Raw genomic sequence first — 21573 nt, forward strand, 5'->3', positions numbered from 1 at the left:
CGTGCCGGAGGGGACCATCGCAACCTGCCTGAACTCGCCGACGCCTCACGTCACCGCGAAGCCGTCCACGAGGAAGTACGAACCGCTGAGCTTGGTGACGGTCAGCGTGTGCGGACCGGCGGGCAGGCCGGTCACCGAATAGACCGGGAACTGCGCCTGCCGCTGGGACGTGTTCGCGCTGACGGTGCCCTTCGCGACGCCGTCGAGGGTGACGCCGATGTCGCCTTCGTCGGAGTTGGTCTCGGTCAGTAAGCTGATTCCCGTGCCGGTGAAGGAGATCGTCGCGGAATCGCCGTCACGCTGGGTGTAGTGGACGCCGTTTTCCAAGTCACCGAAGGAGCGTGCGCCGCTCGACGACCAGCTGCCGAAGTAGCTGATCCGGAGATCGTCGTCGTCGATCACCTTGCCCGGCCGAGTGCCCGGCCCGGCCGCGTCCATGATCGACTGCGCCGCCGCCGGCCATCGGCCGTCGGTGACCACAGTGGACTGTTCGAAGGTGATGTTCGTGCCGCTGTTGTTGTACGCGGCGGTGTCGGTGTAGTTGCCGTGGATGTTGTCGTCGTGGATGCTCGGCGTCCACAGGTTGAGCCACAGCGAGCCGTTGCTGAACCGGACGACGTTGTCGTGGGTGTCCCACAGCGAGCTGCCCTCGTCGTGATAGATCATGTTGCAGCCGTTGATACATTCGGCCAGCACGTTCCCGGTGAACTCCGACGGCGACGCCTGGCCGCCGAGGGTGTAGACCGGGCCACCGTCGAACAACGCGCCCATCACACTGTGCACGTGGTTGCCGACGACCTTGTTGCCGCCGGTGTAGGTCGTGCCGTGGCGGCAGGTGGACAGGCCCTGCTTCGCCTGCAGCGTGCAGTCGGACGCCCAGCCCCAGCCCCAGCCGATCGAGATACCGGAGTACGGCGTGTAGCCGATGTCGTTGTGCGACAGGGTGGTGCCTCGGCTGTGACCGACCCAGATGCCGACGGCGTCCTGGTACTGCTGGCCCGGGTGGCGCACAGTACTGCCGGAAACGGTGTTGCCACTGGTCATCAGCGCCGGCTGGGTCTGGTAATAGTCGTCGACCTCGCCGACGGCCACGCCGATGCCCCCGATGTCTTCGACGACGGAATCGGTCATCGAAGAGTCCTGGGTCTGGTCTGCCAGGTCGATGCCGCTGGTACCGGTCTGCCGGACGGTGACGCCGGTGAACTCGATCCGCGCGCCGCGGTGCACCTGGACGGCGGCCGGGATCCGGATCGGGGCCCGGGTGGCCGGGTCCCACAGGATGCCCGCCTGGTTGTCGATGTAGCCGGCGGCGGTCGGCGCGTTCCATGTCGTGTGGGCGAAGGTGATCCCGGCGAAGGTGATGTCGTGTGCGGGGGCGACGACGTCCGGGATGACGGTGACGCCGTCGACGAGCAGGTAGTCCCCGCTCGTCTTGACCACGCGGACGGTGTGGGTGCCCTTGGCAAGGCCCGTGACGGACACGAGTGCCTGCTGCGCCAGCCTTTGCGGCGCGTACCCGGACACCGTGGACACCTTCTTATCGTCGACGTAGACCTCCGCGTCGCCTTCGTCGGCGCTCAACTCCGAGAGTAGCTGGAGGCCGGTACCGGTGAAGGTGTAGCTCACCGAGTCGCCGTTGGCGCCGGTGTAGTGGACGTCGTCGCCGAGGTCGCCGAGCTGCCTGTTGGTGGAATGGTTCCAGGCGCCGGTGTAGACCACGCGCCAGTCGGTGTCGTTCAGCGGCGCGAGATGTCCGGGCGTGCCCGAAACGTTCAATAACTCCTGGGTGACCGGCAGTTCGACGTCCACTTTGGACATGTCCTGGCCGGGGCGCGGAACGTAGAAGAGCTTGCCCGCGCCGCTGTCGAGGTAGAACTGGCCGGGTGTGCCCAGCAGCTGGTAGGCGTTCTCCAGCCAGGTGATGCCGTCCAGGGTGGGCAAACCGGCTCCGTTGAACGGGAAGCCGAGGTTGGGCACTGAGTTGTGGTTGTTGTTCCAGCAACCCGGGTCGACCATGAGGTTCGAACCGCCGGTGGAGCCTTCTGTGATCGACGCGAGTGTGATCGACGCGAGCGGGCACCGCATCTGCTTCCACCCGCTGTTGCGGACCACCTCGACCCGGCTCGCGTTCGTCCACGTCGTGTAGGACGGGTCGCTGGTGGTGAACCCCGTCGCGGTGACGGAGAACCCGCCGGGATCACGCGGCCCGGCCGCTCGCTGCGTGCGGACGCCGTCGACGAACAGGTCCCGGCTTTCGGTACCCACGGGCACGGCCGCCTGGTAGATGTTCTTGGCAGCGTCGAACTTCGTGAATCCGGTGATCTTCCGCGCCCCACTGAGCACGGGGGTCTGGCCCGCGGCGGCGCGGTAGACGACCCGGTGTCCCGGTCTGCCGGAATCCTCCACCCCGAGCCGCAGTGGTGCCGACAGCCGATAGGTGCCGCCGCTCAGTTCGACGACGACGTCTCCGGCCGCGCGGGGCACGAGCGAGCGGACCTTGTCGCGCGCCGTGGTCAGTGCGCAGGGACTGGCGGCACTACAGGAGGAGCTCGTCCCGGTGGGCGAGACATAGAGGACATCGGAGGGAGCGGCAGGCGCTCCCATGGTGCCGAGGGTGAGCGCGGCGGTGACCAGGTGCACGGCGACGGTGGCGATCTGCATCAGGCTCTCCGGCGGGGACGAGGGAAAGACGTCCGATGAATATAGCGCCGAAACCCCGAAGTGGGGGAAATTTCTGGGTTCTCTTGTGGATCGGCCGTCCAGATGTCCTACCTTTGTCCGCTACGCGCTCCTGGGTGCCCAGTCGAAGGGAGGCGACGTCGCAATGGGCGCGGCGGGTGTGCCGTAGTAGCCCGGCGGCAGGGTGCGGTGGCGATGCCGGTGCACCGACCAGCCGACCAGCTGGGTGCCGACGGCGAGCGCGACATAGAGGAGGAGCCACCACGTGAACTCGTGAGGCTGCCGGTGAGTGGAGATCAGAGCCATGCTGACCGGGTACTGCGAAGAACGCGGGCATCACGAGATAAGCGTCCTCGGCCCGCAGGACGTCGTCGACCGCCAGGGAAGCGGCGTCCTCCGCGATGACAGGCGAACGAAGAACACTGCGCAGGATCACGGTGAAAGTGAGCGCGCTCAGGGCGAGCAGTCCGAGTCAGCTCCAGGCGTAGGTTCGCGCTGGAGTGGTCAGGTACATGGCGACGCCGAGCGTCGCGCCGCCGAGGAAGCTCCGCCGGCTCCTTCTGACATCACAAAGCCCTCCCCTTGAGCCAACGAGCATGTACGACTTACACGACGGTGGGCGCAAGAAGGTTGCCTCTTCGGCTCCGCGCGCTGACCGCCACTTGTGTGCGCGGGTGAGTCCACCTATGTTGAGAAAGCGCTTTCTCTACAAGTGTCCAGCCTGCGATGATTGTCCGGTTGTGGAGCAGGAGTGTTCGTGAAACCGTTACGCACCGCCGTCGTGGGCACCGGGAACGTCGCCCGCGTCCACGCCGAGGCCCTGCGCGACATCGCCGAGGAGACCGGCGAGGTCGAGCTGGTCGCGGCTGCCGACACCGACGCTGCCCGGCTCGCCGCGTTCACCTCGGAGTTCGGCATCGCCGAGTCCTATCGCGATGCCGACGCGCTCTTCGCCGGATCGGAGATCGACCTCGTGCACATCTGCACCCCACCGGGCGCGCACTTGCCGGTAGCGCTCGCGGCCCTCGCCGCGGGGAGCGACGTCGTCGTCGAGAAACCCGCCACGCTGTCACTCGCCGAGTTCGACGTGCTCGCCGACGCGGAGAAGGAGACCGGGAGGTTCATCGCCACGGTTTCCCAGCACCGCTTCGGCTCCGGGGCCCGCCGGTTGCGCGAACTCGTCGCGTCCGGGGTGGCCGGGCGTCCGCTCCTGGCGCTGTGCGACACCACGTGGTTTCGTGATCAGGCCTATTTCGACGTCGAGTGGCGCGGGCGCTGGGACACCGAGGGCGGTGGCCCGACGATGGGCCACGGCATCCACCAGATGGACCTCATGCTGTCGGTGCTCGGCCCGTGGACGTCGGTGAGCGCGGTCGCGCGTCAACAGGCCCGCGAGACAGAGACCGAGGACGTATCGCTGGCACATGTCGTTTTCGCCAGCGGCGCTGTCGCCTCGGTGGTCAACAGTGTCTTGTCACCGAGAGAGGAAAGCTACCTGAGGTTCGATTTCGAGCACGCCACCGTCGAACTCAGGCATCTCTACGGGTACACCGACGCCGGCTGGCGGCTGACGCCCGCGCCCGGGCACGAAGACGAGGTGCGCGCGGTATGGGAGGCGGGGCCGTCGAACATCCGCAGCGAGCACCTCGCCCAGTTCCGTGAAGTCGTCAAGGCGCTACGGGAAGGTACTCCACCGCCGGTGTCCACCCGGGACGCCCGGCCGACCATGGAACTGGTCGCGGGCATCTACGCGTCGGCGTTCGGGCGGAAGCACGTCGGCCCCGAAGATGTCGGCCCCGGCTCCGCGTTCTACGGCGAAATGCGAGGGGACGGCCCGAAATGGTGAGCTTGGTCGACGAGCAGGGAGCGCTGTCGGCCGGTTGGCGGGGCGGCGAGCTGTTCCGGTACGTGTACCGGCCAGGGGAGTCGCAACTGGAGGCGCCCAGGCCGTATTTCCATCCGGTCCGGACGCTCGGCGGTGTACCGGTCACCGCGTACCGGCCGGCGGATCACGTCTGGCACAAGGGAATCTCCTGGGCGCTGTCCACAGTGGACGACGAGAACTTCTGGGGCGGACCCACCTACCTAAGGGATCGGGGCTACGTCCAGCTCGACAACGACGGGACCCAGCGGCACACCGGTTTCGACCGGATCGATTCTTCGGGCGACCGGATCGGCGTCACCGAAAACCTGGACTGGGTGACGCAGGCAGGTGAGCTCATGTTCACCGAGCGCCGGAGATTCTCCGTGCGCGTACATCCGGATCTCGGCGCTTGGCAGCTCGCGTACCGGTCGGAGATGACGAACGCCAGTGGTGGCAATGTTTCCTTCGGCAGCCCGACCACGCGGGGACGTGAAGCCGCGGGCTACGGCGGATTGTTCTGGCGCGGGCCGGATTCGTTCATCGGCGGCGCGGTGGTGAGTCCCGCGGGTTCGGGCGGTGACGAGCTCATGGGTACCCGCGGACCATGGCTGGGCTTCGCGGGTGACGGTGCGACGGTCGTTTTTCGTGACCACGTAACGAACTACAACCATCCGACGCAGTGGTTCGTCCGCACCGGCGAGTTCGCCGGGATCTGCCCGGCACCGTTCTACGACACCGAACACGAGGTGGCGGCCGGGGAGAAGCTGAGCCTGCGCTACGACGTCCTGATCGCCGACGGTCTCCGTGCTGCCGACGCCTGTGCCCGCCTCGCCGATCGCGCCGCCACTTCCGACCTGCTCACCTAGCGTCGTGAGCCGCCATCTGTCGACAGATGGCGCGCGGGGTATCACGAGATGTCCGGCTGCGCGCCTTGCGGACGGTCATTGTCTGGGAGTGATCAGCTGTCGCGGATTTGGTCGGCTATTCAGGTCGGCCGGAGAAATTTCGTGGGGAAGAATTCGGGTACCTTCATTCAGCTCGCGTGGCGATGGACGCTGCCGCTCGGTTGTGTCGGCAGGTGCAGTGTCCGGAGTGGACTCGTCCTGGGGCCCCGATGCGCTGGGGTGCGGCGGTGTGCCGGTCCGGAGCGGGGAATCCCCGCTTTGTCTTTCTCCGCAATGAGTTCCTCGATCAGGATCCGGTTCACGGTTTTCGAAGCTCGCCGTAGTTTGAGCACCGTGATGAGCACCAGCGAGACGACGAGAACGGCGGCCAGTGCTGTCACCGGACCTGCGGAGAGAATATCCATGACTTCCTTTCCTTGCGTGCTGATCCGTCCCCTGGTGGACCTGACGCGCGGTGGGTCGTCAATACAAACACCAAGTCGGCTGATTGTCGATGAGGTCGGTGCTTTCGTCCCGCCGGGAATCCGTTGCGGCCGATGATGTGTCGAGAACTCACGCATTGCCGTTACGGAATGCCATCAACACGCGAAATGCGTCACTCGAACGGGTGATATGTCGGATCCTATGGTGTTCGCCGCGGTGCGGCTAGTGGCCCAGCGCGAGCGCGTTCTTACTGCATTCGAGGGCAATATGATCTTGGCTCGACGCCTGGGCTATTTTTCGCCGCCGTGAATCGTGCCAAGAGCGTGCGATGAAACGCTTCGTAGCTCCCACGGCACCGGCCGACCGGCGATGCCCTGAACGACGCGTTCGTGCCACTCAACGTCCTCAGCGCGTCGTTCAGGGCATGCTGCCCATTGGGGCAGCTCGCGGTACCCGAAGGTCTGCCGGTCCGTGGCTACCGCCAGGGCAGCGGCCAGAGGACCGTATCGGCAGGAGGTGCGCCGTGATCCATGAGGTCGACGAAGCACTGCGGCGCCTGGTGCGGGAGAAGGCGTTACGAGGACGCGATGTCGAAGTCGCCTTCGACGCCCCCACCAAGGACTGGGCCGCCAGGCGCAACGCACCGACGGTAAACGTGTACCTCTACGACATCCGCGAAGACATCCGTCGGCGGCAGCGAGGCCTGCTCAACGAGTACGACGTCGCGGGCGACGTGACCGCGCGCCACCTGCCGCCCCGGCACATCAAGCTGTCGTACCTGGTCACGGCCTGGACACAGCGGCCGGAAGACGAGCATCGGGTGTTGTCCGACCTCCTGCTCGGCTTGCTGCGATACGAGTCCGTGCCCGCCGAGGTGCTGACGGGTTCGCTGGCCGAGTTCGGTCTCCCGGTGCCCATGACCGTCGCGCTCCCGCCGCCGGAAGATCGGGCGTTCGCCGATGTATGGACCGCGCTCGGTGGCGAGCTCAAGCCGTCGCTGGACGTCGTGGTCTCGGCGCCGATCGAGACGGGCCGGGCATACCCCGCCGGGCCTCGCGCGAAGGCGGGTATGGAGCTCGGCGTGGGCGACGACCGAGTGGCCCACAACGTGGCACCGGACGACGAGCGGCACGTCGGCGGGCAACGCCGGGTCGCCATGACGCGTGCCCACCGGCGCAGGCCGTCATGACCTTCCTGGAGCGGCTTGCCCGGCTGGAAGGCCGGATCCGTGACGCCGTCGACACCCGGCGTGCGGTCGACCCGAACCCCGACGACCCGTTCCGCGGCCTGTATCTCTCCAACGACGCGATCGCCGCGCTCCTCGAGGGACGCCGAGAGCCGTTCGCGCCGTTCTCGGAGGCGGCGGCCGATGGCCGCCTCGGGCGCCTCGCCGATTCACTCGACCTCACCGATGTGGACGTCGAGCTGCTCCTCGTGGCGGTCGCGCCGGATGTGGACAGCCGGTTCGAGCAGTTCTACGGGTACCTGAACGACGACGTCACTCGCCACCGCGCGACGGTCGGGCTGGCGTTGCGCCTGTGCGGAATCCCGGAAGCCTCCTCGACCGGCAGGGCCAGGCTCGACGCCGACGCCCCGCTGATCGCCTCCGGGATGCTGGTGGTCGAGGAGGACGACCGCCCGTTCCTGTCCCGGTCGCTGCGGGTGCCCAACCGGGTCGTGAACCATCTGCTCGGTGACGATCGGCTCGCCCCGGAGCTCGCCGGATTCGCGCGGCTCGGTGAGGCGCCGGGTGACTTGCCCGACGCGGGACGGCTCGCGCGGGCGTTGCGAGCTCAAGTCCGGCTGGTGTACCTGCGGGAACGTGCTGGTGGCGGGGCGCCGGAGCTGGGCGCGGCGGCTCTTTCGCTGGCCGGGTTCCCGTCCCTGCTGGTCGATGTGGGGCGATTGCACGCCGAACCCGGGCACGCCGAATTGGTGCGCGCGCTGCGCCGGGAGGCGCTGTTGCGCGGGTCCGGGATCGTGTTCGGCCCGATCGACGGGGACAGTCCGCCGCGGCTGGAAGCGCTGGCACACCAAGCGGTTCCGGTGATCGCGTACGGTCCCGGAGCGTGGGATCCGCGCTGGAGCGCGACCCCGCCGTTGCAGCTCGACGCCCACGGCCTGCCGCTGGCGGCCCGGGCCGAGCTGTGGCGGTCCGCATTGGACGGTGTGCTCGCGCCCGGTGTCGACCCGGCGGAGATCACCGCCCATTTCGTGCTCGGGCCCGGCCAGATCGCGCGGGCAGCGCGGGCGGCGTCGGTGTCCGCGCTCGCCGACGACGGGCTCGTGGGACCAGAGCATCTGCGAGCGGGCGCGCGCAGTCAGAACGCCGCCGGTCTGCAACGGCTCGCCCGCCGGATCGAGCCCGCCGTCGACTGGTCGGACCTGGTGCTCCCGCCGAACGTCCTGTCGCTGCTGGACGAACTCGCCGCACGGGCCCGGTTCCGGGACCGGGTGCTCGACGAGTGGCGGATGCGTCCCGGTGGCGGCCGTGGCCGCGGGGTGACCGGTCTGTTCGCCGGCGACTCCGGGACAGGCAAGACGATGTCCGCGGAGGTGGTCGCCGCGTCGCTCGGCCTCGACCTCTACACGGTGAACCTGGCGACAGTGGTGGACAAGTACGTCGGCGAGACCGAGAAGAACCTCGAACGCATCTTCACCGAAGCCGCCGGGGTCAACGGTGTGCTGCTCTTCGACGAGGCGGACGCGATCTTCGGCAAGCGGTCCGAGGTCCGCGACGCGCACGACCGGTACGCCAACATCGAGAGCGCGTACCTGTTGCAGCGGATGGAAACCTTCGACGGCATCGCCGTCCTCGCCACGAACCTGCGCGCGAACCTCGACGAGGCGTTCACCCGGCGGCTCGACGTGATCGTCGACTTCCCGCTGCCCGACGAGGAACACCGCCGCCAGCTGTGGGACCGCTGCCTCGGGGACACACTGCCGCGCGCGGACGACCTGGATCTGGACTTCCTCGCCGCGGGCTTCGAACTGGCGGGCGGCCATATCCGGTCGGCCGCGGTGACCGCGGCGTACCTGGCGGCCGAGGCCGGGCGTCCGGTGTCGATGGCCGATCTGGTGGGCGCGGTCGTCCGGGAGTACCGGAAACTGGGCAGGCTCTGCCTGGAACGCGAGTTCGGCCCGTACATCGACCTGGTCACGCTTTGACGCCCGAAAGGGCAGCCGTGGTCGCCCTTTCGGCCGCGCCCCGGTATCTGGTGCGGGCGACGCCGGCGGGGCACGCTCGTGAAGGAAACCTCTAGCCAGCAGGGGGCGATGATGCGCGGGCACAGCCACGATCAAGAACCGGAAGGCGGCTTCCGGCCGAGAGGCGACCGGGTCGACCGGGACGACCACGACCTGCTGGGCCGCGCCGCGGCCGCGGGACGCACCGACGTGCTCGGCCCGGCGGGCATGCTCGGCCTGCAGCGCGCCGTCGGCAACGCCGGCGTCGGCACCCTCGTCGACGAGGAGCGCTCGCCGGTGCACGACGTCGTCAACTCCGGCGGCGGTGCCCCACTGGACACCGAAACCCGCACCGACATGGAAACCCGTTTCGGCCACGACTTCGGCGACGTCCGCGTCCACACCGACGGGGCCGCGCACGAATCGGCGAAGTCGGTCAACGCGCAGGCGTACACCGTGGGCTCGAACGTCGTGTTCCAGCGGGACAAGTACGACCCGTCATCGGAGGGCGGCAAACACATGCTGGCTCACGAGTTGACGCATGTCGTGCAGCAGCGGAGCGGGCATGTTGATGGCACCGACACTGGTGGAGGAGTGAAGGTCAGCGACCCATCGGACCGGTTCGAACGCGAGGCTGTGGCTAACGCGGACCGGTTGATGTCTTCGCCCGTGGTGGCTTCGACCAGCGGCCCGGCTGTGCAGCGCTGCGAGGACGGGGGCGCGCACGAGGAGTCAGTCCAGCGTGAGGAAGCGCCCGAGGTGGAAGAAGGCGAAGAGGAGAAAATGGCCCAGACCTTCGTCCAGCGCGAGGAAGACGAAGAAATGGGCGAATAGCTGCGTCTTTGCGCTTGACGGTATCCGGTTGCGCGCGGCTAGGATTTGAGCAGGTCTATCGTCTTGATCCGCCGCCCGGTCGACGGTGCGAAAGTCACGCGTACCCGGTCTCCGATGTCGAACTGCTGAGCGATGTCGCTGTCGCCGTGGAAATTGTCGTGAGGAAAGCTGACCAGGTTCATCGTGCCGCCTCGCTCGTCGAACACCGCGCTCACGTCGATCCGTAGCCGGGCTTCTCGCCGTGCGGGCTTCCCTTTTGCCTTGTTGGGTATCTCGTGCACTTCGAGGGTGCGGATCGTGCCATGCGCCTCAAGGTCGCGGCTGCGACGGCCCCACATGATTTCTCCTATTTCATCGGACGGGCTTTACTCGTCTTGTCCGGGAGCTGCTCTGGGGGTAGCGGGTTGCCTTCCGCGTCGAGTCCCATTTTCTTGTTCTGCTTTTCGATCTCGTTGTGCAGGCTATTCGGATTGTCGATCAGCAAACCGCCCGATGGAGCGCTCCGGCCGGTCGTGGCGGCGAACATTTCCCGAGCGAACGTCGTGCAGTTGTAGCGGAGCAGATTGTACGCCGCCGCGGCCTTCCCTTTCGCGTAGGCCACGCCCTTCTCCAGCTCCTCTTTGCTGATATTGACCTTCATGGTGCTGGTCGGTTCATGGGCGGTATCGGGATTTCGCACCTCGCCCGGCACGCTCTTCCACGGCCGCCGGGGGTCGAACCCACCGCCTCGGCCGAGGTTGGCTGGCCAGAAGCCAAAGGAATCGCTCTTCCCCGTTTTGTGCTTGATCATGATCCACGCGTGCCCGACGCGGGAATCGCGGAAGTATTCCCTGGTGAAGAAACCCGCCTCCTTGTCCGCGGCGACGGAAAGTTCGATGTCTTTCGGGCCTTGTACCTGAACCTCGCTCACCTTGGTCGCCGGACTTGCGACGGCAAGGATGTCGAGCCGATTTTCATCATCCTGGTGTGGAGTGACTCGCAACTCCTTCAGGCCTTCTGGCCGAAGTGTCGAGAGGACTTCATCAGTGGCCTTGTGTACTGCCCGGACATCGGGCTGCGGGCCGCTCAACTTGCCGGCAAGTGCGTCCTTCGCCTTCTTCTTGACGTCAGTGCCGTCCTTGTCTTTCCCCTTCCCCTTCAACTTCCCGAACAGTTTCTTCCCCGCCTTGACCACGGTCCCCACCACGGTGTCGACCACCTTGGCGACCGGGGCTTGCACCTTCTCAAGGATGCTCTTGATCTTCTCCGAGATCCCGCCCAGCCCGAGCAGGCTCGCCAGGAACCCGAGCACCATCGGCAGCGCCTTCGCCAGCGTCCGCTCGATCAGCCCGGCCACCGCACCGGCACCACCGCGGGCGATGGACTCGACCGAGTCCAGTACCGAGTCGACGAACTCCTTGATCTGCGCGGCCTTGTCCACGAAGAACATCACGACGTCGTAGATCGCCTTGCAGGCCTTGATGAACGCGGCCGCCGGGTTGAGCAGGGAGATGATCCAGGTGATCCCCGCCTTGACGATCTTCTCGACCACGAACTCCTTGATCTGGCCGAGCACCAGCTCCTTCAGGTCGCCGAGTTTCTCGACCACCCAGCGCCACAGGCCCGGGATGCCTTCGGTCACCATGATCTTGACAACCTCGAACGTGCCCTCCAGTTTCGCCAGGATCGGCTCCGGGATGAACCGCAGGATGCGCGCGCGGACGCTGGCCCAGGTCAAGCCGAGGATGGACATGATCATCTTGAGGATGCCCTTGACGTCGAACGTGTCCGGGATCTCGATGCCCGCCGCGGCGAGGTTGCCGAGCAGCCAGCCTTTCAGGCCGGATTTCAGGTGTTCGACGATGTTGGAGCCGAAGTTCATCACGCCCGTCTTCACGGCGTTGACCAGGTTGCCGAGGAAGCCGATCGGGTCCTTGATGATCAGCTCGATCGCTCCCGCCGCCCTGGCGAGTACGCCCAGCAGCATGTCCTTGAGCTTCCCGATGGTTTCGATCGCGCCGCCGACGGCTTCCTTCGCCTTGTCCCACAGGCCTTTGTTCTCCGCCTGCAGGGTCTTGATCTCCTCGTCCACGGCGTTGCGGGCCTCGACGTACTTCTCCGCGAGATCGTCGACGACGGCTTGCTGTTTCTCGTCGACGGACTTTTCGAGGTCGTCGAACTGCTCCCCGAACTCCTTGGCCGCGTCCCCGGCGATCTTGCGCAGCGCCGGCGACTGCGAGTCGACCTTCTGCTTGACTCGCTCGCGGCCGTCGGCGATGAGCGTCTTGGCTTTGGCGAGCTGTTCTCCCACATAGTCGGCGATGCCGCCGATCACGGTCTGCATCTTCGACTCGTAGACCTTTTTCGCCTCGAGGAAGAGATTGTTCGCCTCGGCGGGCAGACTGGCGAACAGGTCGTATGTCCAGCGCGCGGCGCCGGAGATGCCGTCGTAGCGTTCGGCCTTGTATTTCTTCATCCGAGCCTGGTGATCGGCGGTGAACGCCGCTTTCGCTTCGGCTTCACCAGCGGTGAACCGAGCCGCCACCTCGCCGTCGAGTCCATTGAGGATTACCTCGACCTTGGTCTTGGTGTCGTCGAAAATGGCCTTGATCTCGGAAGTGATCTTCGCGCGGTCCTGCTCGTCCTTCGTCTTGGTCGCGGACTTGGCGGCTTGACCGCGTTGGGCGCCGGTGGTGCGCGCTCCCGCCATCGCGGCGACAGCGGTCTGCCCGGACGCTTGGGCGTTGCCGGTGGCGCCGGCGAGCTGGCCGGCCTCGGATTCGCGGACGGCGGCGGGCGCGGCGGCGGTGTGCTGCTCGCCGGTCTTCTTGGCGGCGAGTGCGCCGGTGAACTCCGGCTCGTTGGACTGGGCGAGCTGGCCTTCGGTCACCCCGGCTTCGGCCATTTTGCTGTTCGTGTCGCATTGGCCGGCGCGCAGGTCCGTTTGCTCGGGCGGCGCCTTGTCGGGCACGGCTTTCTTGGCGTCGGGCGGGGCGGGGGCCGGTGGGGCGGATTCGGCCGGGAGCGGGGTGACCGGTTTCTCGACCGCTTTGCTGGTGTCGGGGGCTTCCTTGGTCTTGTCGGTCACGTCCTTCGCGGACGAGTCCTTGCCGGCGGTGACCTTGCCCAGCACCTCGGACTTGATCTGGTCGGCCTTCCCGGAGGTGGCGAACGTGTCGGCCTCGTCCAGGTTCTTGGGCGCCTGCTTGGCGATGGCCGCGTTGACCGCCGCGACGAACGCGGCCTTGTCGAACCCCGCCGGTTTGGCGGCCGCCATCTTGTCGGCCTGCGTCGCTTTCGCCTGGGCGTCCTTGTCGTCGGCGGGAGCGACAGCCGCGTCCTGGGCCTTCTTGACTTCCGCACTGGGCGGCGGATGCGCTTTGGACGTCTTCGCCTTGTTGTCGATATCCTTGGTCAGCGACTGGAACTTCGGGTCCGCGGCGGGGGTGACCCCGGCCGGTGCGGGCGCGGGAGCCGGGCAGGCGGCACCTTGCCGCTGCAGCGCGAGCATGCCCGACACGGCGGCGTTTCCGGCGGTGGCCTGGAGTCGCAGCAGCGCCGGCGGTGAGGCCTTGCGGGCGTGCGGAACCTGGCGGGCGGTCACGGGCGGCCCGGCCTGCTCGCGTGCCGTGCCTTCCCGGCCAGGTCGCATGAGCTCACCTTCGGTGGTCGCCGCGGGTTTGCCAAGGGAAGGTCGCGCGCCCGAAAGGGCCGGACAAGCTGCCCCAATGGGCACCTGCCTCATGGGGCAGCAATCAGTTCCCCATGGCACATCCTCATGGTCGTTTCGCCGGTGCCTCTCGGGTAGCAGCATCGTCAATCACAAGGTGCTGCGTCAACAAGGGAGGCACGGATGCCCACCTATCTCACTCCGGGCGTGTACGTCGAGGAAGTCGAGGCGGGCGCACGGCCGATCGAGGGCGTGGGCACCGCGGTGGCCGCCTTCGTCGGGTTCGCCTCGCAGGGGCCGTTCAACACCCCGACGCTGGTGTCCAACTGGGCGCAGTTCACCCAGAACTTCGGCGACTTCGTCGAGGACTGCTATCTGGCACAGTCGGTGTACGGGTACTTCCTCAACGGGGGCGCCAACTGTTACATCGTGCGCATCGGCGGTTCCCGGGACAACGGAAGCGGAAACGGTGCGGTCAAAGCCCTTCCGGCCGCGCCGCAGGCCGAGCTCGGCGGGTATCGCGTCGTCGCCAAAGAGCTGCAGGCCGGCAAGATCACCGTCGAGGTGGCCGACCCCGGCGGCGAGAACCCTTCCGACGACAGGTTCACGCTGCTGGTGAAACAGGACGGCAAAGTCGTCGAGACCCACCACGTGACCACCAAGCGCACCAAGGAAAACGTCGTCACGGCGGTCCGTGACAAATCGAACCTCATCACGATCGAGGAGATCGCCGGCGTCGCCCCGGCGCGACCGGACAAGGGCACGGTCGCCCTGCAGGAGCTGCCTCAGCCGCCCGTCGTCCCGAGGAAGGTCGCGGCCGACGACTACGTCGGCGACGTGGCCGACCGCACCGGATTCGGTGGCCTCGAAGCGATCGACGAGGTGACCATGGTCGCCGTGCCCGACCTGATGGGCTCGTTCGAACGCGAGCTGATCGACCTCGAAACCGTCAAATCCGTGCAGCTCGCGATGATCGCCCACTGCGAGCTGATGGGCAACCGGATGGCGATCCTCGACCCGCCGCCAGGGCTGTCGCCGCAGAAGGTCAGGGAATGGCGCAACGACGACGCCGGCTACGACTCGAAGTACGCCGCGCTCTACTACCCGTGGGTCAAGGTCTTCAACCCGGCGAGCGGGGTCAACAGCTTCATCCCGCCGAGCGGCCACATGGCGGGAGTCTGGGCACGCAACGACGCGACCAGGGGCGTCCACAAAGCCCCGGCGAACGAGGTCGTCCGCGGCGCGGTCAACCTCGAAGTGCGGATCACCAAGGCGGAGCAGGAACTGCTCAACCCGATCGGTGTGAACTGCATCCGGTCCTTCCCCGGCAAGGGAATCCGGGTCTGGGGTGCGCGGACCCTGTCGTCGACCGACCCGGCATGGCGCTACCTCAACGTCCGCAGGCTGTTCAACTACCTGGAGGAGTCGATCCTCAACGGCACCCAGTGGGTGGTGTTCGAGCCGAACGACGACGCGCTGTGGGCGCGCATCAGGCGGACGATCAGCGCGTTCCTGGTGATGGAGTGGCGCAAGGGCGCGCTGTTCGGGCTCACGCCGGACGAAGCCTTCTACGTCAAGTGCGACCGCGAGACCAATCCGGCCGAAGGGATCGACCTCGGCCAGGTGATCTGCGAAGTGGGCATCGCGCCGGTGAAGCCCGCGGAGTTCGTGATCTTCCGGCTGGCTCAGATGTCCGGCGGCACCAGCCTGGTCAACGAATAGCGGAAGGGCTCCTCCATGGCACTCCCAGATCTCGACAAGGCGGTCGGCCATTCGTTCGGCCTGGAAATCGACGGGGTTCAGATCAAGCAGATCTCCGAGGTGTCCGGGCTGAAGATGGAACAGGACGTCATCGAACTCAAACAGAACACCGCCGACGGCAAGTACGTCATCAAGAAGCTGCCCGGCAGGCCGAAGGCGGGCGAGGTCACGCTCACCCGCGGGCTCACCGACGACAACAGCTTCGAGAAGTGGGTGAAGGACGCGCACTTCGGCAAGATGGCCACCGCTCGCAAGGGCGGCGCGATCATCGTCTACGACTACGAGGGTGTCGCGCTCAAGCGCTACAAGCTGATGAACGCATGGCCGAAGAGCCTGGAGATCGGCTCACTCAAGGCCGGCGACACCAGTGTGCTCACCGAGAAGATCGTGATCACCTACGAGCAGATGGAAATCGAGTGAGCCGATGCGCCGCACGATGATCTCGATCCCGGTCCCGGACGCGCCGCCCGCGGCGTCGTCCGGCGAACCGGAGAGGGAACGCGCCCAGCTGCGGACGGAGTTCGCGTTCGAGCTCCCGCGCGGGTACGTCGACGACTCCGGAGCGGTGCACCACTCGGGGGTGATGCGGCTGGCGACCGCTCGCGACGAGCTCATCCCGTTGCGCGACGACCGGGTCCGGGAGAACTCGGCGTTCCTGACGGTGGTGCTGCTCGCCAGGGTGGTCACCCGCATCGGCACGATCACCGACGTGCACGCCGGGGTCATCGAGAACCTGTTCGCCTCCGATCTCGCGTTCCTGCAGGACATGTACCGCCGGATCAACAGCGAAGGGCACACCAGGGCGGGGGTGGCGTGCCCGGAGTGCGGGCACGGTTTCGTGGTCGACGTCGCCGGTGGCCGCCTGGGGGAATCGTGACGTACGCGGCCGACCGGCTGCACGAAGAAGTCGCGTACGTCGCTTACCACCTGCACTGGTCGCTCGACGACATCCTCGACCTCGAACATCCCGACCGGCTGCGGTACGTCTCCGAGATCGCCCGGATCAACACGCGAATCAGCCAAGGGCGGTGAGACGATGTGGAACCGGCGACGGACCGAGGCCGCATCGCCTCCGGTACCCGCTGTGCCTGTTTTGCCCGTGCGGCGCGGGGAATGGCGTCAGCTGCCCCCGATCCAGCGAGTGGCCGGCGACCATCCGCTGATCAATCCGGTGCAGCGGTTCAGCTCGTCGCTGACCTCGTGGCGGGATCCGTCCTACGTCGAGGCGCTCGGGCACAGTGTCGGGCCGGACGAGCCGGCCGGCGTCATCGCGGACATCGCCCGGCCGCGGGCGGCTGACATCCCGGCGCCCGCCATGCCCATGGCCGTTCCCCCCGCGCCCCGTCGGCCCGGTCTGTGGTCCCGGTTGCTGGGCGGCGGGGTTCAGCGCAGCGTCGAGGCAGCGGCGGCCGCGCCTGTGGTGGTGGCGCGATCGGTGGAGCGGCCGGATGTCGCCGTGCCCGAGCTCACGCTGCCGACTGTCGAGGCGCCGGCCGAAATGCCACTGATGACCACTGCGCCCGTCGCCGACGGACGTCCGGTGCGGGTGATGCACGCGGCGCAGCGGGCGATGGAGGCGAGCCTGGTGGAGCCGGTGGTTCCTTCGGTGCCTGAACCGGCCCCGGCGCCCCCGGAGCTCGTTGTCCCACCTGCACCTGCACCGCCGCCGCGACGGCTTGGTCTCGGTGCGCCGCTCAGTCCGGGCTCGACGCCGTCGATCCAGCGTTCCCTCTCCAGCGAGGACGCGCCGCTCGCCGGAGAAGCCGTGCTCGATCCGCTACCGCGTCTTGCCGACCCCGAGCCGTCGGTAGCGCGGCAAGCTCCGAGTCCAGAACCGTTGACAGTCGCGAGGATTCCCGAGACTCAACCGACAGTTTCGGAGACCTCACCGACCCTTGCCGGAGTACCTCCGGTTTCGCCGACGATTTCCGATGGCCCGCCCACTGTCGCGAGCGTTCCCGAGACCGCTCCGACCGTCGCGAGAATCCCGGACAGCCAGGTGGTTCCTTCGGCCGGTGGGAAGATTCCCGACGGTCTGCTGACGACCACGACTCCGGCGGCCGAGTCATCGGTGACGATCTCCGGCACCCCGCCGACGGTCGCCGCGACTCCCGACATGCCGCTGCCGGTGGCGAGAATCCTCGACGGCTCGCCGCTGTCAGCGGCTCCCGAATTTCCTTCGCCGGTAACGAAAACCCCTCACAACTTGCCAACGGTTTCCACGGCTTCGGAAACCCCGTTGCCGGTGGCGAGGGTCCTTGAGGGCTCGCCAAGGGATGCTTCGGCTCCTGGAACCCTTCCGTCGGTGGAGAGAATCCTCTCGGACTCGCCGACGGATGTTCCGGTTCCAGAAATCCCTCTGCCGGTGGCGAGGATCGGCGATACCGCACAGCCGGTCACCCACGAAGCCGCGCCGACCATCGGACGCGATACCGAGGCTCCTCTGACAGCCGCAACGAGTTCGAATCCAGGAACTCCCGATGCTCCGCTCCCGGTTGCCAGAATCCCTGAGACCGTCACAAGCCCTAGTTCACCCGCGGCGGAGTTGTCCGTGAAGGCCACGTTGAGGGACTCAGAGTCCCTCACCGTGGCCTTCACGGACCGTCAACCGGGTGGGGGAGGGGGCGAAAGCGCGGCGGCGCCGCTGCCTGTGGCTAGAAGTGTGGAGCGCTCGACAACGCCAGTGTCCGGGTCTCTGAAGGCCACCATGAGGGAACCGGACGCCCCCGAACTCGTGAAGGGAACTTTGGGGGTGTCAGACGCGGTGAAGGTGGCCTTCACGGTCAGCGGAGCCGGGCAAAGCGTCCAGCGGCAGCACCCAAGCGTAGTGGAGATGGCGACGCGATCACCGGCGGAGCCACCGTCCCACGGGTTCCCGGCGGCGGTGCCGCCGGTGGTGTCGCGGCTGATCGGTGACGGCATTCCGCAGGCGCGTCCGGAAGCCGCACCACCCACGGTCGACCTGGTGCCGGTCCTGCGGCGAGCCGAGGAACCCGTGGTCCAGCGGGAGGACACACCCGCCGAGCCGCCGGCCGAACCGGTGGCCGCCCCGGCACCGGCGCAAGTCGCGGCACCCGCAGTGGCCCCGGCACCACCCGAGACCGACGAGCTCGTCAAGAAACTGTTCGACCCGCTGCTGAGGCGGCTCAAGACCGAACTGCGGCTCGACCGTGAGCGGCGCGGTGCGCTCACCGACCGCTCGCACTGAGGAGGACACGATGGTGAGCACGGAAGAGGCGGTCGCCGTCTGCTTCGTGGTGAAGCTCGACGACCAGAACCTCGGTGCGTTCAGCAGCTGCGACGGCCTGGGCTGCGAGTTCGTCATGGAGCAGCGAGAGGAGGGCGGCAACAACGGCATGGTGTGGCAGCTGCCCACCCGCCTCAAGTACTCCAACGTCAAGCTGTCCCGCCCGGTCACCAAGGACAGCGCCAAGATCACGCAGTGGTTCGCCAGCATGGCGGGTGGCATCAAACGCAAAACCGCCACGATCGAAGCCCGGACGCTCGAAGGCACCGTGATCGCCAGCTGGTCGCTGGAGGGCGCGGTGCCGGTGCGGTGGAGCGGGCCCCAGCTGTCCGCGGAGTCGCCGAAGGTCGCCATGGAGACCCTCGAGCTCGCGCACCACGGTTTCCTCAGCCCGGGCAAGTGAGGAGCACGCCATGGCCTCGCCGATCACCTTCACCTCCGCCGGCTCGAAACCCGTCGCCGCGTACGGCTCCGGCGAACCCGCGCCGAACAACCTGCAGCGGGCGTCGCTGAAGGTCCACAAACCACCACAGGCCGGCGGGACGGCGAAGCCCGGCGACCTGATGTACGAGATCAAGTTCCAGTTCAACCCCAAGGAACTCTCGCTCACCAAGAACGCGAAATGGGCCAGGGAGGCGCAGCGCAACGCCAAGAAGAGCGGACCGCCGGAGTTCAAGGGCTCCGACCCGTGCAAGCTCGCGCTGGAGATGTTCCTCGACGCCACCGACACCATGGGCGACGAGGTCGTCAAGAAGGTGGAGCAGTTGTTCAGCTGCTGTGTGGCCACTGAGGACAGTCGTCAGCACCTCAAGGGCTCACCGCCCTGGATCGTCTTCACCTGGGGCGGCATGACCGGTTTTCCCGCCTATATGGCGAGTGTGACCGCGAAGTACACCCTCTTCACTCCGGCGGGCACGCCCGTTCGCGCGGTCTGCACGGTGAACCTCGAGGAGATCTCCGGCGAGCAGGGCGGGCAGAACCCGACCTCGGGCGCGCTCGCGGCGAGGGACACGCACCTGCTCGTCGCGGGGGACACGTTGCCGTCACTGGCGTTCCAGTCTTACGGCGACGCGGGGCTGTGGCGCGAGATCGCCGACGCCAACGACATCGACGACCCGATGCGCCTGCGTCCCGGCGCCCGCCTGCTCGTCCCCGCGCTGGAGGAGATCCAGCATGGCCAATGAGAGTTTCGCGAACAGTCTCGTCGTCGAGGTCGCGGGCAGGCCACTGCCCGAGGACGTCAAGACACTGCTGACCTACGCCTACGTCGACGACAGCCGGAACCTGCCGGACACCTTCGTCCTGCGATTCCGCGACTCCGGCCATGTGGTCCTCGACAAGGGCGGCTTCACCGTCGGCGCGAAGATCGCGTTGAAGGTGCAGACCTCTGACCCTGGCGGCCCGCTGCCGCTGATGAGCGGCGAGGTCACCGCGGTCGGGCTCGACATCGACCGCGTAGGTACGTTTACGGAAGTCCGCGGGTACGACCACGCGCACCGCCTGTTCCGCGGCCGGCGCGTCGCGGTGTACCCGGACATGACGCTGTCCGACGTCGTCCGCAAGGTGACCACCCGCGCCGGGCTGCAGGCCGGGACGATCGACAACGTCGCGGGCGTCGGCGGCCGCCCGCACACCCAGTTCAGCCAGGACAACGTCAGCGACTGGGAGTTCCTGTCCCGGCTGGCCGACACGGTCGGCGCGCAGATCGCGGTGCTCGACGGGAAACTCGACTTCAAACTCGCCAGGAAACCGCAGGGCGCGCCCGAAACCACGGCGAAGGCCAACGCCAACCCGCTGGTGCTGGAAGTCCACCGGACGCTGATCGCCTTGCGCGCGAACATCACCGCGGCCGAGCAGGTCCCCGAGGTCGAGGTCCGCGGGTGGGATTTCGAAGCCAAGCAAGAGGTTTCCGCGGTCGCCACGCCGACGAGTGCGGGCACCGAGGTCGAGGGCGTGGACCCGGTCGCGCTGGCGAAGAAGTTCGGCAGCCCGCATTTCCTCGTCGCCGACGCGCCTTACCGCACGCAGGCCGCGGCGAAAGCGACCGCCGAGGCCTTGGCCGCGCAGCTCGGCGGGGCGTGCGCGGAGCTCGACGGTGTGGCCAAAGGGAACCCGAAGCTCCGCGCGGGCACGGCGGTGACGCTGACCGGCGTCGGGAAACCGTTCGCCGGCAAGTACACCCTCACCAGCACGCGCCACCTGTTCAACGCGGATGTGGGGTACACGACCGAATTCGCCGTGTCCGGCAGGCAGGAGCGCTCGTTCTACGGCCTGGTCAGCGTGGGCGGTGGCGGGGTGTCCGCTCGCGGCGGCCTGGTGCCGGCGGTGGTCAGTGACGCCAAGGACCCCGCGAAACTCGGCCGCGTCAAGCTGACGTTTCCCTGGCTGGACAAGGATTTCACCAGCACCTGGGCGCGCACGGTCCAGGCGGGCGCCGGAAACGGCCGCGGCTCCGTGATCGTGCCCGAGGTCGGCGACGAGGTGCTCGTCGGCTTCGAGCACGGTGACTTCGAGGCGCCGTACGTCCTCGGCGGGCTGCACAACGGCAAGGACGCGGTGCCGAAACTCTCGGCCGAGGTCGTCGACGGGACCAGCGGGGAGATCGCCGCGCGCGGTTTCGTCTCCCGCACCGGGCACCGGCTCGAGTTCGTCGAGAACGACGGCATCACGCTCGCCAGCGGCGACGGGAAGCTGGTGATCAAGCTGGACAAGAAGAACCAGATGATCGAGGTGACCAGCGGGAAGGGTGTGACGGTCAAGGCGGCCAACGGTGTCACGATCGACGCCGGGCAAGGGCCGTTGGAGCTCAAGGGACAGAAGGTTTCGATGAAGTCCATGACCGAGGTCGCCGTCGAAGCGGCGACTTCACTGGCGCTCAAGGGAACCTCCGGCGTCAAGGTCGAAGGCGCGACGGTCTCCGTCGCCGCCCAGGCCCAGGCGGAGCTGACGGCGAGCGCGATGGTCACCGTCCGCGGTGGCGTGGTCAAGATCAACTAAGTGGTCACACTGAGCAGGGAGAGCCAAG

The 21573-nt window shown here is 67.4% G+C and carries 20 protein-coding genes; 13 read left to right on the top strand and 7 right to left on the bottom strand.

Translation table 11 applies throughout. The annotated features are described in order from the left end of the window. Positions 1-45 precede the first annotated feature (45 nt). Together VGP60_RS29605 and VGP60_RS29610 are read right to left on the bottom strand one after the other, a co-directional pair. On the bottom strand, positions 46-2661 hold the full coding sequence (locus VGP60_RS29605; protein ID WP_327551421.1) for a hypothetical protein: 2616 nt from the start codon (positions 2659-2661) through the stop codon (positions 46-48). 120 nt (positions 2662-2781) lie between these two features. After that, a complete protein-coding gene (locus VGP60_RS29610) occupies positions 2782-2985 on the bottom strand; it encodes a hypothetical protein (RefSeq protein WP_327551422.1) in 204 nt (67 codons plus the stop codon). A 451-nt stretch (positions 2986-3436) separates the two neighbouring features. Here VGP60_RS29610 and VGP60_RS29615 point away from each other — a divergent pair, with 451 nt between their 5' ends. Both VGP60_RS29615 and VGP60_RS29620 read left to right on the top strand, forming a co-directional pair. Beyond that, positions 3437-4525, top strand: a complete 1089-nt coding sequence (locus VGP60_RS29615) for a Gfo/Idh/MocA family oxidoreductase (RefSeq protein ID WP_327551423.1) — start codon at positions 3437-3439, stop codon at positions 4523-4525. Continuing rightward, positions 4519-5409 carry a PmoA family protein gene (locus tag VGP60_RS29620; protein ID WP_327551424.1) on the top strand — a complete coding sequence of 297 codons (891 nt, stop codon included), beginning with the start codon at positions 4519-4521 and terminating at the stop codon, positions 5407-5409. Before VGP60_RS29615 ends, VGP60_RS29620 begins: the two co-directional genes overlap by 7 nt. A gap of 167 nt (positions 5410-5576) precedes the next feature. On the opposite strand, the gene VGP60_RS29625 is transcribed toward VGP60_RS29620, so the two are convergent. Continuing rightward, positions 5577-5852 (bottom strand): hypothetical protein, encoded by a 276-nt coding sequence (locus tag VGP60_RS29625; protein ID WP_327551425.1) that lies wholly within the window; start codon positions 5850-5852, stop codon positions 5577-5579. A gap of 542 nt (positions 5853-6394) precedes the next feature. On the opposite strand from VGP60_RS29625, the gene VGP60_RS29630 reads away from it, so the two are divergent. From VGP60_RS29630 to VGP60_RS29640, 3 genes are all read left to right on the top strand, one after another. Further along, complete coding sequence (locus VGP60_RS29630; RefSeq protein WP_327551426.1) at positions 6395-7060, top strand: DUF4255 domain-containing protein; 666 nt, start codon at positions 6395-6397, stop codon at positions 7058-7060. Further along, positions 7057-9039: an ATP-binding protein gene (locus VGP60_RS29635; protein ID WP_327551427.1), complete on the top strand. Its 1983-nt coding sequence runs from the start codon at positions 7057-7059 to the stop codon at positions 9037-9039. Before VGP60_RS29630 ends, VGP60_RS29635 begins: the two co-directional genes overlap by 4 nt. A 111-nt stretch (positions 9040-9150) precedes the next feature. Then, the gene (locus VGP60_RS29640; RefSeq protein WP_327551460.1) at positions 9151-9891 is read left to right on the top strand and encodes a DUF4157 domain-containing protein; all 741 of its coding nucleotides are present in this window, start codon (positions 9151-9153) and stop codon (positions 9889-9891) included. Between the two features lie 38 nt (positions 9892-9929). Here the strand turns inward: VGP60_RS29640 and VGP60_RS29645 are convergent, their stop codons facing one another. Both VGP60_RS29645 and VGP60_RS29650 read right to left on the bottom strand, forming a co-directional pair. Then, complete coding sequence (locus VGP60_RS29645) at positions 9930-10229, bottom strand: hypothetical protein (protein WP_327551428.1); 300 nt, start codon at positions 10227-10229, stop codon at positions 9930-9932. An 8-nt stretch (positions 10230-10237) separates the two neighbouring features. Further along, on the bottom strand, positions 10238-13522 hold the full coding sequence (locus tag VGP60_RS29650; RefSeq protein ID WP_327551429.1) for a hypothetical protein: 3285 nt from the start codon (positions 13520-13522) through the stop codon (positions 10238-10240). A 201-nt stretch (positions 13523-13723) separates the two neighbouring features. Between VGP60_RS29650 and VGP60_RS29655 the strand changes: the two genes are divergently transcribed. From VGP60_RS29655 to VGP60_RS29670, 4 genes are read left to right on the top strand one after another with little or no spacing between them, the layout of a single operon-like run. After that, complete coding sequence (locus tag VGP60_RS29655; protein ID WP_327551430.1) at positions 13724-15262, top strand: phage tail sheath family protein; 1539 nt, start codon at positions 13724-13726, stop codon at positions 15260-15262. A 15-nt stretch (positions 15263-15277) separates the two neighbouring features. Then, the gene (locus VGP60_RS29660) at positions 15278-15721 is read left to right on the top strand and encodes a phage tail protein (RefSeq protein WP_327551431.1); all 444 of its coding nucleotides are present in this window, start codon (positions 15278-15280) and stop codon (positions 15719-15721) included. Between the two features lie 4 nt (positions 15722-15725). After that, positions 15726-16178, top strand: coding sequence for a hypothetical protein (locus VGP60_RS29665; RefSeq protein WP_327551432.1), 453 nt, complete (start codon positions 15726-15728; stop codon positions 16176-16178). Continuing rightward, positions 16175-16333: a DUF6760 family protein gene (locus VGP60_RS29670; protein ID WP_327551433.1), complete on the top strand. Its 159-nt coding sequence runs from the start codon at positions 16175-16177 to the stop codon at positions 16331-16333. The genes VGP60_RS29665 and VGP60_RS29670 overlap by 4 nt, the downstream gene beginning before the upstream one ends. Positions 16334-17164: 831 nt before the next feature. On the opposite strand, the gene VGP60_RS29675 is transcribed toward VGP60_RS29670, so the two are convergent. Together VGP60_RS29675 and VGP60_RS29680 are read right to left on the bottom strand one after the other, a co-directional pair. Continuing rightward, the gene (locus VGP60_RS29675; protein WP_327551434.1) at positions 17165-17419 is read right to left on the bottom strand and encodes a hypothetical protein; all 255 of its coding nucleotides are present in this window, start codon (positions 17417-17419) and stop codon (positions 17165-17167) included. An 81-nt stretch (positions 17420-17500) separates the two neighbouring features. Next, on the bottom strand, positions 17501-17899 hold the full coding sequence (locus VGP60_RS29680; protein WP_327551435.1) for a hypothetical protein: 399 nt from the start codon (positions 17897-17899) through the stop codon (positions 17501-17503). A 235-nt stretch (positions 17900-18134) separates the two neighbouring features. On the opposite strand from VGP60_RS29680, the gene VGP60_RS29685 reads away from it, so the two are divergent. The 4 genes from VGP60_RS29685 to VGP60_RS29700 are packed head-to-tail and all read left to right on the top strand — an operon-like array spanning position 18135 to position 21545. After that, on the top strand, positions 18135-18509 hold the full coding sequence (locus tag VGP60_RS29685; protein WP_327551436.1) for a hypothetical protein: 375 nt from the start codon (positions 18135-18137) through the stop codon (positions 18507-18509). 10 nt (positions 18510-18519) lie between these two features. After that, on the top strand, positions 18520-18951 hold the full coding sequence (locus VGP60_RS29690) for a phage tail protein (protein WP_327551437.1): 432 nt from the start codon (positions 18520-18522) through the stop codon (positions 18949-18951). A gap of 10 nt (positions 18952-18961) precedes the next feature. After that, entirely contained in the window at positions 18962-19732 is a 771-nt protein-coding gene (locus VGP60_RS29695; RefSeq protein ID WP_327551438.1) for a LysM peptidoglycan-binding domain-containing protein, read from the top strand. After that, on the top strand, positions 19722-21545 hold the full coding sequence (locus VGP60_RS29700; RefSeq protein WP_327551439.1) for a VgrG-related protein: 1824 nt from the start codon (positions 19722-19724) through the stop codon (positions 21543-21545). The genes VGP60_RS29695 and VGP60_RS29700 overlap by 11 nt, the downstream gene beginning before the upstream one ends. Positions 21546-21573 lie beyond the last annotated feature (28 nt).

Origin of the sequence: Amycolatopsis sp. (genome assembly GCF_036008905.1) — a bacterium.
In the GTDB taxonomy this organism is placed as follows: Bacteria; Actinomycetota; Actinomycetes; order Mycobacteriales; family Pseudonocardiaceae; genus Amycolatopsis.